This is a genomic window from Halopseudomonas pachastrellae (genome assembly GCF_900114765.1).
In the GTDB taxonomy this organism is placed as follows: domain Bacteria; phylum Pseudomonadota; class Gammaproteobacteria; order Pseudomonadales; family Pseudomonadaceae; genus Halopseudomonas; species Halopseudomonas pachastrellae.
Genome location: NZ_FOUD01000005.1, coordinates 73803 through 85390, shown reverse-complemented (window position 1 = coordinate 85390; position 11588 = coordinate 73803). Strand labels below are relative to the sequence as shown.

General features: G+C 62.3%; 9 protein-coding genes. 5 read left to right on the top strand and 4 right to left on the bottom strand.

Annotated elements, in window-relative coordinates:
* Positions 1–132: 132 nt before the first annotated feature.
* Genes BM116_RS05220 through BM116_RS05205 form a run of 4 tightly spaced genes read left to right on the top strand, consistent with a single transcriptional unit; the run spans position 133 to position 2567 of the window.
* Positions 133–1011, top strand: a complete 879-nt coding sequence (locus tag BM116_RS05220) for a MotA/TolQ/ExbB proton channel family protein (protein ID WP_211276312.1) — start codon at positions 133–135, stop codon at positions 1009–1011.
* Positions 1001–1396, top strand: a complete 396-nt coding sequence (locus tag BM116_RS05215; protein WP_169847317.1) for an ExbD/TolR family protein — start codon at positions 1001–1003, stop codon at positions 1394–1396. The genes BM116_RS05220 and BM116_RS05215 overlap by 11 nt, the downstream gene beginning before the upstream one ends.
* Positions 1393–1821 carry an ExbD/TolR family protein gene (locus BM116_RS05210; protein WP_083728742.1) on the top strand — a complete coding sequence of 143 codons (429 nt, stop codon included), beginning with the start codon at positions 1393–1395 and terminating at the stop codon, positions 1819–1821. The genes BM116_RS05215 and BM116_RS05210 overlap by 4 nt, the downstream gene beginning before the upstream one ends.
* A complete protein-coding gene (locus BM116_RS05205; protein WP_090475036.1) occupies positions 1818–2567 on the top strand; it encodes an energy transducer TonB in 750 nt (249 codons plus the stop codon). The genes BM116_RS05210 and BM116_RS05205 overlap by 4 nt, the downstream gene beginning before the upstream one ends.
* Positions 2568–2614: 47 nt before the next feature.
* Here the strand turns inward: BM116_RS05205 and BM116_RS05200 are convergent, their stop codons facing one another.
* The 4 genes from BM116_RS05200 to BM116_RS05185 all read right to left on the bottom strand — a co-directional run bounded on the left by BM116_RS05200 (position 2615) and on the right by BM116_RS05185 (position 7183).
* Positions 2615–3478: an ABC transporter ATP-binding protein gene (locus BM116_RS05200; RefSeq protein WP_407920300.1), complete on the bottom strand. Its 864-nt coding sequence runs from the start codon at positions 3476–3478 to the stop codon at positions 2615–2617.
* An 18-nt stretch (positions 3479–3496) separates the two neighbouring features.
* Complete coding sequence (locus BM116_RS05195; protein WP_083728661.1) at positions 3497–4516, bottom strand: ABC transporter permease; 1020 nt, start codon at positions 4514–4516, stop codon at positions 3497–3499.
* A 63-nt stretch (positions 4517–4579) separates the two neighbouring features.
* Positions 4580–5962 carry a CmpA/NrtA family ABC transporter substrate-binding protein gene (locus tag BM116_RS05190; RefSeq protein WP_083728660.1) on the bottom strand — a complete coding sequence of 461 codons (1383 nt, stop codon included), beginning with the start codon at positions 5960–5962 and terminating at the stop codon, positions 4580–4582.
* A 42-nt stretch (positions 5963–6004) separates the two neighbouring features.
* Positions 6005–7183 (bottom strand): alginate export family protein, encoded by a 1179-nt coding sequence (locus BM116_RS05185; RefSeq protein ID WP_169847315.1) that lies wholly within the window; start codon positions 7181–7183, stop codon positions 6005–6007.
* 486 nt (positions 7184–7669) lie between these two features.
* Here BM116_RS05185 and BM116_RS05180 point away from each other — a divergent pair, with 486 nt between their 5' ends.
* Complete coding sequence (locus BM116_RS05180) at positions 7670–11449, top strand: DUF1631 family protein (RefSeq protein ID WP_169847314.1); 3780 nt, start codon at positions 7670–7672, stop codon at positions 11447–11449.
* The last annotated feature ends 139 nt before the right edge of the window (positions 11450–11588 follow it).

The following is an 11588-nucleotide window of genomic DNA, read 5'->3' as shown; positions in this document are numbered from 1 at the left end:
GGCCCTTGTTTCTTTATTGACTCCGTTGGTCAGGTCAAATTCCCTCGGCTGCAACATCCGGCCACTAGCGCTTGCACTAGAAAATGAGAACCCATATCATTTGCGCCTCAATTTTCCCTCTTGGAGGCCACTGTGACCACCGAAGCCGCCGCTCCAGACGCAACCGAAACCACCTCTGCCGCCACTGAAACCACGGCAGCAGGCGCTTCCACTACTCCGGCTGATGCGACGACTCCGGGCACCGAGGGTGCTCTGCCCGACGGTGGTCTGAGCGGTGCAGCCGATGCACTGAACGGCGCGCCCCTGGACCCCAGTATGGCCGCTGCAGTTGACAATGCCGAGACAGCTCGCACGCTGGCCGAAACCCTGCAGGACTGGCTGGTCGTCGGTGGCCCGGTGGTCTGGATTCTGCTGGGCATGTCGGTCGTGGCACTGACCATCCTGCTGATCAAGCTGTGGCAATTCTATGTGCCGGCCCCGGAAGGCAGCCGCGCCGTGCGTCGCAGCCTGGCGCTCTGGCATCAGGGTCACACCGATGACGCCATCGCTCAGCTGAACACGCGCCAAACCGTGCCGTCGATTCTGCTGCTGGCCATGCGTGGCAAGCGCAGCGGTACCGATCAAGCGCTGCTGCGCGAGGAGCTGGAGCGCGTTGCTACCTTCCGCCTCAACCAGCTGAAAATGCTCCTGCGCCCGCTCGAAGTCATTGCCAACCTGGCGCCGCTGCTGGGTCTGCTGGGTACCGTACTGGGTATGATCGTGGCCTTCCAGAATATGGAAGCGGCTGGTAGCCGTGTTGATCCGTCGGTGCTGTCGGGCGGTATCTGGCAAGCCCTGCTGACCACCGCTGTCGGTCTGGCCGTTGCGATCCCCACCGTTGCCGTACACAGCTGGCTGGAGCGCCGCGTGGAGCGCGTTGCCGCCGCCATCAACGATGCGGTCACCCAGGTCTTTACCCACCAGCCCAAGTCGCAGTCCAACGCCAGCGGGAAGGTGGCCAATGCAGCTTGAGGCCTTTCCGGGCAAGAAGCGACGCGGTATCAGCCTGACACCACTGATTGATGTGGTGTTCATTCTGCTGCTGTTCTTCATGCTCTCGTCCAACTTCATGCACTGGCGGCAAATCTCGCTGTCCTCGGCCAACCAGACCGAGAACACGCCGGATGAGATTCTGGTAGTGCGCGTGGAAAGCGATGCCGGCCGCGTGACCCACGATGGCAAGACCTATCAGCTGAGCGACCTGGACGGCCTGCGCACGCTGGTCGCCGAAGCACCCGAGGCAGTCTATGCGGTTGAGGCCGCGCCCGAGGTCAAAACGCAGACACTGGTCAGCCTGCTGGATCAGCTGCACCGTGCCGGTGCCCAGAAGGTCTCCATGACGGGAGTGTTGCCGTGAAGCTGGTTGCCGAGAACACCCACCGCAAGGATAACGGTGACGATGCGCTGATCCCGTTGATCAACATCGTGTTTCTGATGCTGATCTTCTTCATGGTCGCCGGCCAGATCAGCAAGTCAGACGCTGCGTTCGTGTCGCCGCCAGAGTCCATCAGCGAGGCCTATGTTGATGACGAAGCCCTGCAGATTCTGCTCGATGCAGACAAGCAGCTGTGGCTGAACGATGAGCAGATTGCCCTCGATGACATTGATGCGCCGCTGATCGCGGCCTTCGAGCAGGTCGAAGATCCGGACAGCTTCAGCCTGGCCATCAAGGCCGATGGTGATGTCCCGGTCGAAGCCCTGCAGGCGCTGATGCAGCGCATCAAGGCGGCAGGCTTTCGCCGTATCACCCTGCTGACCCAGCCCGGTGAGGAGCAGCCATGATTCGTCCTCAGCACTGGATCGTCGCGCTGGTCATCGCCCTGGCGCTGCACCTGGGCGTCTTTGCCTACGTCAACTTCAACGCGCCGGTGGCCACTGCCGCCGCCGAAGGTGCGCTGGGTGTGGAGATTGACCTGGGCATGCTGGGCGATCTGGGTGAAGCCGAAGAAACCGAGCAGCCGGAAGAGGTCGCGCCGCCCAAGCCGACACCTCCGCCGCCGCCCCCACCGCCGCCACCGCCAGAGCCACCGCGCCAGCAGGCACAGGCTCAGGTACGCGAAAAGCCCAAGCCCAAACCGGAGCCGCCGCGTGAGGAAGAGGTAGCGCCTGAACCGGCCCCCGAGCAACCCACAGCCAATGAAGCCGTTGAGCCGGGCCAGTCGGAAAACCGCTCACAGCTGAGTCGCTCCAGCGGTGTTGGCAGCGCGCCGACCACCGGTGGCGCCGGCGGCGCCTCGACTGACTACAAGTCGAAGATCGCCGCCCAGCTGGCACGCCACAAGCGCTATCCTTCGGCCTCGCGCCGCCGGCGTGAGGAAGGTGTCGCCACGCTGAGCTTCGTTATCCAACGTGACGGTAGCGTCACCGGAGCGGAGATCAGGCAGAGCTCCGGCTATGCGCGCCTGGACCGTGCGGTCATCCAGATGCTGGAACGGGCCTCGCCCTTCCCGCCCTTCCCGGACGACATGCCCGAGCAGCAGCTGGCACTGACCATCCCGGTCAACTTTGAAGTCGTCAACGGCCGCTGAGCCGTAACCAGAAAGGGCCCAATCGGGCCCTTTCTGGTTTTGTACCGTTACTCCGCCGGCCGGCGCTGGCGCTCGTAGAGAAAACTCAGCACCTGCGACCGGAAGTAGTTGTAGCGCTCGTCACTGGCCAACGCCAGGCGGTCACGCGGACGCGCCAAATCCACCTCCAGCACCTCGCCTACAGTCGCAGCCGGGCCGTTGGTCATCATCACGATCTTGTCCGACAGCAAAACCGCCTCGTCTACATCGTGGGTCACCATGATCACGGTGTTATTCAGATCGGCCTGAATCTCCATCACCGAGTCTTGCAGGTGGGCGCGGGTCAGCGCATCCAGCGCCCCGAAGGGCTCGTCCATGAGCAGCACTGAGGGCTCCATTGCCAACGCCCTTGCTATCCCTACCCGTTGCTTCATCCCGCCGGATATCTCGGCGGGATACTTGTGAATGGCGTGGTCCATGTGCACGAGCTTGAGGTTGTGCTCAATCCACTCGCGCATCTCGGCCTTGCTCTTGCGGCCCTTGAACACGGTTTTTACTGCCAGCTCGACGTTCTGATAGCAGGTCAGCCAGGGCAGCAACGCGTGGTTCTGGAACACCACCGCGCGCTCCGGCCCGGGCTGATTGACCTCGCGACCGTTGAGGATCGCACCGCCCTCGGTCGCCTGATACAGGCCGGCAACAATGTTCAGCACCGTCGACTTGCCGCAGCCGGAGTGCCCGATGATGGACACAAACTCGCCCTTGGCGATCTTCAGGTTAACGTCGTCGAGCGCGCGAAACGGGCCCTTGCGGGTCGGAAAGTCAATGGACACACCGGACAGATCAAGGAAGGCACGCGGGCGGCTTGGCGCTTCGCCGGCGATATCGACCGGCGGCTCGGGCAGTTCTTTACGCATGGCAATAACAGACATGGTGAATTCTCCTGATGATCAGTTGCCGGCAACTTTCTGGTGGGACAGCAAGCCTTGCAGGGTCAGCATCAGCCAATCCAGCAAAAAGCCGATGATGCCGATGGTGATAACCGCAACCATGATGCGGCCCAGCGAGTCGGAGCTGCCGTTCTGGAATTCATCCCAGACGAACTTACCCAGCCCCGGGTTCTGCGCCAGCATTTCGGCGGCAATCAGCACCATCCAGCCAACCCCGAGCGACAGACGCAGGCCGGTGAAGATCATCGGCAGTGCCGCCGGGATGGCGATCTTGAATACCTGGGTGCTCCAGTTCAGACGGATCACCCGGCCAACGTTGATCCAGTCCTTGTCGATGGAGGCCACCGCCACCGCCGTGTTGATCAGCGTTGGCCACAGCGAGCACAGGGTCACGGTGACCGCCGAGGTAATGAACGACTTCTGAAACAGCGGATCGTCAGAGATGTACACCGCGCTCACCACCATGGTCACGATCGGCAACCAGGCCAGCGGCGACACCGGCTTGAAGATCTGCACCAGCGGGCTGATCGCGCCGTACAGCTTGGGGCTCAGACCACAGGCCACACCAACGGGAATGGCAATCAGGCTCGCCAGCACAAAGCCGGTAAACACCGTCAGCAGGCTGGTGCCGATCTGGTCGAAAAAGGTCGGCTTGCCGGTGTACTCGCGCCACTTGATCTCGGCGTCGGGGTTGCGCTCCAGCTTGGCGGCGTTGCGCTCCTCCTGCCGCTGATAGAAGGCGTCCGCCTTGTCGCGCTGCACCTGGTGCTCGTCGTACAGGTTGACGGCCTGGTGCCAGACCGCGGTCGGGCCGGGCAGCACGCCCAGACTGGTTTTCACCTGTGAGGCGCCCACCGACCACACTAGCAGAAACACCAGCACGGCGATCAGCGGCAGGCCGACCTTGGTAAAGAGTTCGCTGGCCTGCTCGCGGGCATCCTCGCCACGGCACAGCCGCACCACAGGTACGGCCCAGTTCAGGCCGGCGGTTTCCAGATAGTTGATCAGCTTGTTGCTCATAGCCTCATACCTCTGCCATCACGGGATGGATGCCCCGGCCAGCTGGCCAGGGCGCTGTTGTGGTTACGGTTGGGTGTCGCCCTTCAGGCCAATCTCGAACTGCTGCAGATAGGCGTTGGGCTGGGTGCCGTCGTAGGTCACGCCATCGATGAACTCGCTGGTCGCCGGCTTAAAGCCAGTCTCGCTGGCAAAGTCCGGGAAGGCCTCTGCTGGCAGCGTGCCTTCGTCGATCAGCTCCTGCGCGGCCAGCGCATAGATGTCCGGGCGGTATACCTTTTTCGCCACGTCCATATACCAGCTGTCCGGCTGAGCCTGCCCAACCTGGCCCCAGCGGCGCATCTGCGTCAGGTACCAGATGGCATCGGAGTAGTAGGGATAGGTCGCGTTGTAGCGGAAGAACACGTTGAAGTCCGGCACCTCGCGCACGTCGCCCTTCTCGTATTCAAAGGTGCCGGTCATCGAGTTGGCGATCACCTCGGCATCGGCGCCCACATAGGCAGGCTGTGACAGGATCTGCACGGCCTCACCCCGGTTGGCGTTGTTGTCCGCATCCAGCCAGGCGGCCGCACGTATCAGCGCCTTGACCACCGCGATGTGGGTGTTGGGGTTCTCATCCGCCCACGCCTGGCTGACGCCAAACACCTTCTCCGGGTTGTTCTTCCAGATCTCGTAATCGGTGATCACCGGCACGCCGATACCCTTGAACACCGCCTGCTGATTCCACGGCTCACCGACGCAGTAGCCATAGATGGTGCCAGCCTCCAGCGTGGCCGGCATCTGCGGCGGCGGCGTAACCGACAGCAGCGCCTGGGCATCAATCTGCCCTGAGGTATCGCCCTTGTGCGGCGCGTAATAGCCCGGGTGAATGCCACCAGCCGCCAACCAGTAGCGCAGCTCGTAGTTGTGGGTCGACACCGGGAATACCATGCCCATGTTGAACGGCTTGCCGGCGGCCTGATACTGCTCGATTACCGGCTTCAGCGCTGCCGCACTGATCGGGTGCTGGGGCTTGCCGTCGGCGCCTAGCGGGATGTGCTTTTTCATCTCTTCCCAGACGTCGTTGGACACGGTAATGCCGTTGCCGTTGAGGTCCATCGAGAAGGCCGTGATGATGTCGGCCTGGGTGCCAAAACCGATTGTCGCGCCCAACGGCTGACCCGCCAGCATGTGCGCGCCGTCCAGCTCACCGTCAATAACGCGATCGAGCAGCACTTTCCAGTTGGCCTGCGCTTCGAGGGTGACATACAGCCCCTCGTCCTCGAAAAAGCCCTTCTCGTAGGCAATGGCCAGCGGCGCCATGTCGGTCAGTTTGATGAAGCCAAATTTCAGGTCTTCCTTTTCCAGATCCTCAACCGCCAGCGCCGAGGTCGACAGCAGGCTGCCGAGGCCCAGAGAAACCGCGAGCGAGAGGGTGGCAGCGAGAGACTTGCGCTTGAACGTGTTCATGGTCGTACTCCGTTAAACAGTGATCAAAGGAAAGCCAGCGGCTCAGAAGGCGACCTGCGCCATCAGCCAGAGCTTGTCGGTATCGGTGGCAAATTCGTCGGCGTTGTAACTGGCGTACTTGGCGAGGAGCGTGACATCGCCAAACTTGCGGGCAGCCAGCAGATCCAGTTCGCTGCCGTAGTCATCGCCGCCCTTGTCAGCAGAAAAGTCGTGATAAACCGCCTGCAGTTTGAAGCCGGCCAGCGTGCCGCCGAGTTGCAGATACAGGTCTTGCAGGCCGTTGGCCGGGGTATTGAGGAACTTGTCAGCCCAGCCGTTAAAGGCGTGTCCGGTCGCCAGCGGCGTGCTGAAAGCGGAGTCGTCGGCACCCAGCAGCTCATAACCGCCAAGCAGCTGCAGCCCGCCCAGATTCAGGCCCAGCTCGGCCAACCAGTAATCGGCGCCGATGTTGCTGCCATCCTCATAGTCGCTCTGCCGGGCGTACTCCAGCGCGTAGCTGAGGCTGGTGCCTTCGCTCAGCGTGGGCGCTCCGGTCAGGCGCAGGCCGAGGGTTTTATTCGAGGCGGCCGGTGCATCTTCCAGATCGAGGAAATAGCCGTACCCGGTGATCTTGACCAGATCAAAACCGCCGTACGCCAGGTTGACGAAGTGAGCCTTGGTATCCAGATCACCGTTGGGCGAGTCTTCACCAAAGATGCGGTTCACGTTGTAGACGTAGGCGTAATTGAGGGTGGTGTCAGCCAGGCTGCTGTTGCTCAGGCTGAAGCCGTCGTAAGTCTGCTCGTTCTGACGCCAGCCGACGTTGCCGATAAAGCGGGCGTTGTCGTAGATGATGCGCTGGCGACCAAACTTCAGGGTGGTGGCGTCCAGCCCGGCATAGCTCAGCCAGGCCTGGTTGATCTCGGTGCCATCCGGGTCGGCGACGACCGGATATTGGGTCTTGGCGCTCGGCAGGCCGGTAGCGTTGTTGTAGCGCTCACTGCCAATAACGGTGACATCGTCTGCTTCAACAAAGGCGCCAAAGCCGCGATAGGGCGCAGTGGCAAAGTTGATACGGGTGCGCAGTGTTGAGGCGCCGGCGCTCTTGTCGATGCCGTCCTGATCCACATATTCGTAGCGATAACGCAGATCCAGCCCCGCCTTGCCGCCGGTTACTGCCTGACTGATAGAGGTAGCCTCGGCCAACACCATACTGCTGCCCATCGCCAGAACGGCTCCCATCAGCCATGCCCCGGTAATCCCTGCCCGACATTTCAGCCCCATGTTCATGCCTCCCCAAAAAACGCGCACAAAAAAAGGCGCCCACAAACATGGCCGCTGTGCGCAGACATGTTGGTGGACGCCTTTGTCCGGAAAATATGTGTGGTCGGGATTCCCGCCGTTGGGATGCCCGACACCCAGGGCGCAGAGCAAGCCCTGTGCCAGTTTTTTCAAGTCGTTGTTTTTACATGCAACATCCGTGACCGGCCAGCCGGCCGCTATCTGAACAAGCGTAACCACGGTGCAAGAACCCCAGCGCATGCACCGCAGGTGAGCAGATATTTTGCCAAGCAGCACTTAGACTGGCAGAGTCTATTGCTCAGCTTTTTTCGCCAAGGCGAGACGCGGCAGGCATCGAGCCGTTATTCTATTCACCAAGCCAACAACGCGAAGGCGACAACGCCCGAACAAGACATCAGGCATGCGCGGTCATCTCGAGCCAGGACCATGGAACAACGCAAAGAGCCACGTCACGCCTGTGCAGTAGAGGCAGTGCTGGCAATCACGGATAGCGATACCCACCGCTGCATCATCAGTGAGTACAGCCGCAACGGGCTGCGCCTGACCTTTGCCCCAAACGAGGCCACGCGAGTGCTGCGCCAGCTGTCACTGCGCCCAGGCCTGCACGGCACCGCTACGGTCAGTTTCCAGCAGGGCCGTCAGCCACTGCATCTACCTGTCATCCTGATGCACATTGGCGAGAACTACGTGGGCCTCAGCCTGCGTCATCCAGACCCGGCGATCTACCACGTACTGCAGCACCTAGCTGCCGCGCAGGCCGCCCAGCAGGATGATCAGGGCCCAGCTCAAGGCGCCTTGCAGGGTCGTCAGCCGATGCTGGCACCGCGGCAAAAACAACACCTCATGCAGGCCGCCTGCAGCCGTATTCATCAGTATCTGCACCAGCACTACTCCGGCTTCTGCTATCAGCTTGACCACGCCCTGCTGGCGGCGGCCGACAAGGAGCTGACCAATGAGGCGCAGCAGCACTACCTGATTGCCCAGCGCGCCTTTCGCCAGCAACGCCAGAAGATCTTCACGTCGCTCAGCCGTAGCCTGGTGACCAATGCCCTAGCACTCAGCCGTGGCGAGATACCGGACTCCCCTGCCGACCCGCAACAAAACGCGCCCTTGGCGCTGGTGACCAAGAACGACTTTGAAGACTGGCTGCTAGTGCGGGTGATCATCTCGCGCTTTGAGCTACGCCTGCGCAACGAGTTGATCGAGCTGCAGATTCGACTCGACGCAGCCTTTGGCCGGCCCGGCGGCAAGCGCAACACCAACCCCTTTTCACCGGCAGCGCTGTGCAACGGATTCTTCGATCAGATTCGTCACCTGGAGCTGGGCAACCCGCAGCTTGAAGTCGTCTACGGGGTACTGCAGCAAACCGTGCTCGGCGGGCTGGAGCCACTCTACCGGCAACTCAACCAGCTGTTTATCGACGCAGACATCCTGCCCGGTATCGACGTAACCCGCTATCTGGCCGATCAGGCGCGCCCTGCCGCCACTCAGCCACCCAAATCCCAGGCCGCCCAGCCAGTAGCCGCTGACGAACCGCCCAAAGCTCAGCCCGACGCTGCCACGCCTGCGCGGCGCGGCAATACCGCCGCCACCGCGTACGGTACTGCCAGCCAGCTGATGGCCCTGCACCGTCAGGCCCAGGGCCAGCGCGCCGGCGCCATCAACTCGCCCGAGCAGCAGCAGGCAACGCTGGAACAACTGGCCGAGCTGCAGCAGCAGCTCATGACCGACGGCGACCGCCTGCAACGCAGCGGTGGCCTGCGCCAATTGCTGCAGCAGGCCAAGGGACTGGGCAAGTTACTGTCAGAGCAGGAGCAGGACGCCGCCGATACAGTAGAAAGCCTGTTCGACAACATCATGCAGGGCGAGCGCATCGACGGTGAGCTGGCCGATGCCTTTCGCAAACTGCAGGTGCCGTTGTTGCGCAGTCTGCTGGACAACCCCGACCTGTTTGCCGAAGACAGTCACCCGGCGCGTCAGGCACTGAACCATATCGCGCTGCTGGCCGACCGCGGCAGCAGCAACCTCGCGGCCAACACACCGGTCATTCTCGAGGCCATCAACGGCATCCTCGGCGACAGCTCCAGCAACGCCGGCTTCACCCAGGGCATGGCCCAGCTCGACCAACTGGTAACCCGCGAGAAGCGCCTGATCGAGCGCAACCTGCTGCGTCTGCGCCAGAGCTGCGACGGCAAACAGCGTCTGCGCCACGCCAACCGGCAGATCCATCAGGAGCTGAGCCGTATCCTGTCCAAGCCGGTGCCCCAGGCAGTGCCTGACCTGCTGGAGCACGGCTGGCGCAGCCTGCTGCTGCTCAGCTACCTGCGCGAAGGTGTGGCCAGCCGCAGCTGGGCGATGACCCTGCAGGTGATCGAACAGCTCGCTGCCAATCGCCAGCCACAGTATCTGAACACGCTAGAGCGGGTGCTGGACGACGCTGAGTTGCTGCAACTGGTGGAAAAGGGGCTGGCCAAGATTCCTACCCTGCACTTCAGCCCGCAACAGCAGCTCAAGCAGGTCTCCAGTCTGCTGGCCTGCGATCCGGCCGGCGTGCCGCTGGTCAGCGTTGAGGTACCGCCGCTGCCGGCCGATGACCAGCCGCCGCCGGCCACCCCGACCCCGGCGCTGCAACGCTGGATTCGCCGCGCCCGCGCCCTGCGCAATAACCAGTGGTTTCAGTACAGCCAGGAAGGACAGCCCGACAGCCTGCTGCAACTGGTGTGGATAGCCGACGATTACGGGCTGTTTGTCTTTGCCAATCACCAGGGCACCCGCAGCCTCGACCTGGGGCAAAAGCAAATTGCCATGGCCCTGCGCGACGGGCGCCTGAGCCTGCTCAGCGAAGCCGCCCTGCCCGCCGTGGAGCAGGGCCTTGATGCGCTGGTACAAAAGGTCTACGACAAACTGGCCTTTGACTCCTGCCATGACCCGCTCACCGGCTTTCTCAACCGCAAAGCCTTCTGCCGCTCGCTGGCCCAGCAGATAGCCGCGCCGGCACCCGATGAGGAGTCCAGCCACTGCAGCCTGATGTTTATCGACATCCTGCAGTTCAAGGTGATCAACAACGCCTGCGGCTACGACGCCGGCGATCAGTTTCTCAGCGAACTGGCGCGCCGTCTGACCAACTTCCTGCCGCCGGGCACCCTGATTGGCCGCCTGGGCGCAGACCAGTTTGCCCTGCTGCTGGACGAAGAGGTGGAAAACCAGGGCTACGCCAGCGCCCGCCAGCTCAAGGCAGTAATTGAGGAAGCGCGCTTTCATTACGAAGAGCACAGCTTTGTAATCAACTGCGCGCTGGCCGTGGCCGGTATCGCCCGCGGCAGCAATCAGGCCATGGAGCGCCTGCGTTCGGTCGAGGCCGCCGCCAGCCTGTCGAAGAAAAAGGGCTACAAGGACGTGCTGATGGTGCGCCCCGGCGACCGTCAGCTCGAAGCGTTGGATCAGGTCATGGTCTGGGTCACGCGTATCAACCGCGCACTGGACAACGACAACCTGGCCCTGCGCTGCCAGCAGATCACGCCGATTGGCGGCAACAGGAGCCTGCCCCACTACGAGATTCTGCTGAGCGTATTGGATGAACAGGGCGAGGCCATGCCCCCGGCCGAGTTCATCAAGGTGGCCGAAGAATACAACCGCATGGCAGCGGTGGATCGCTGGGTTATCGAGCACGTGCTGCTGTGGATGCACGAGAACCCCGAGCAGTTGCCACTGTTTGGTGGTTTTTCGGTCAACCTGTCGGGGCAAAGTCTGAACGACGACACCTTTCTGGACTTTATCTTCGACGCCATGGTGCGCTACCCGGTGCCGCGCGAGAAGCTGGTGTTCGAGATTACCGAGACGGTGGCCATCACCAACCTGGAGGACGCCGCGGACTTCATTGGCGAAATGCGCGGCATCGGCTGTCGCTTCTCGCTGGACGACTTTGGCGTGGGCCAGTCCTCCTACTCCTACCTCAAACAACTGCCGGTCGACTTCATCAAGATCGACGGCAACTTCGTGCGCGACATCAACAACAGTGACGTCGACTTTGCCCTGGTCAAGTCCATCACCGAAATGGGGCACTACCTGCGCAAGAAGGTTATCGCCGAATACGTTGGCAACCAGGCCACCCTCAACACCGTCACGGAACTGGGCGTGGACTACGCGCAGGGCTACCTGTTTGGCCAGCCGCAGATGCTCGACAACCTCGACCTGCGCCCACGCTAGCGCACCAATCTGGATCGAGCGCCCAACCCATAGCGCACCATTTCGGTGCGACGCACACCAAGCCGCCGACCCCACAGCGGCAGCCAGCCCCCGTCATACCGGCATTCCCGATGTTTGGTCCGCATATTGCTTTGATACA

What these genes read in the sequence shown, in the direction of transcription:
- BM116_RS05215 (WP_169847317.1), top strand. Translation starts at nt 1,001, where the DNA reads ATGCAGCTTGAGGCCTTTCCGGGCAAGAAGCGACGCGGTATCAGCCTG.
- BM116_RS05205 (WP_090475036.1), top strand. Translation starts at nt 1,818, where the DNA reads ATGATTCGTCCTCAGCACTGGATCGTCGCGCTGGTCATCGCCCTGGCG.
- BM116_RS05200 (WP_407920300.1), bottom strand. Translation starts at nt 3,478, where the DNA reads ATGTCTGTTATTGCCATGCGTAAAGAACTGCCCGAGCCGCCGGTCGAT.
- BM116_RS05195 (WP_083728661.1), bottom strand. Translation starts at nt 4,516, where the DNA reads ATGAGCAACAAGCTGATCAACTATCTGGAAACCGCCGGCCTGAACTGG.
- BM116_RS05190 (WP_083728660.1), bottom strand. Translation starts at nt 5,962, where the DNA reads ATGAACACGTTCAAGCGCAAGTCTCTCGCTGCCACCCTCTCGCTCGCG.
- BM116_RS05185 (WP_169847315.1), bottom strand. Translation starts at nt 7,183, where the DNA reads ATGGGAGCCGTTCTGGCGATGGGCAGCAGTATGGTGTTGGCCGAGGCT.
- BM116_RS05180 (WP_169847314.1), top strand. Translation starts at nt 7,670, where the DNA reads ATGGAACAACGCAAAGAGCCACGTCACGCCTGTGCAGTAGAGGCAGTG.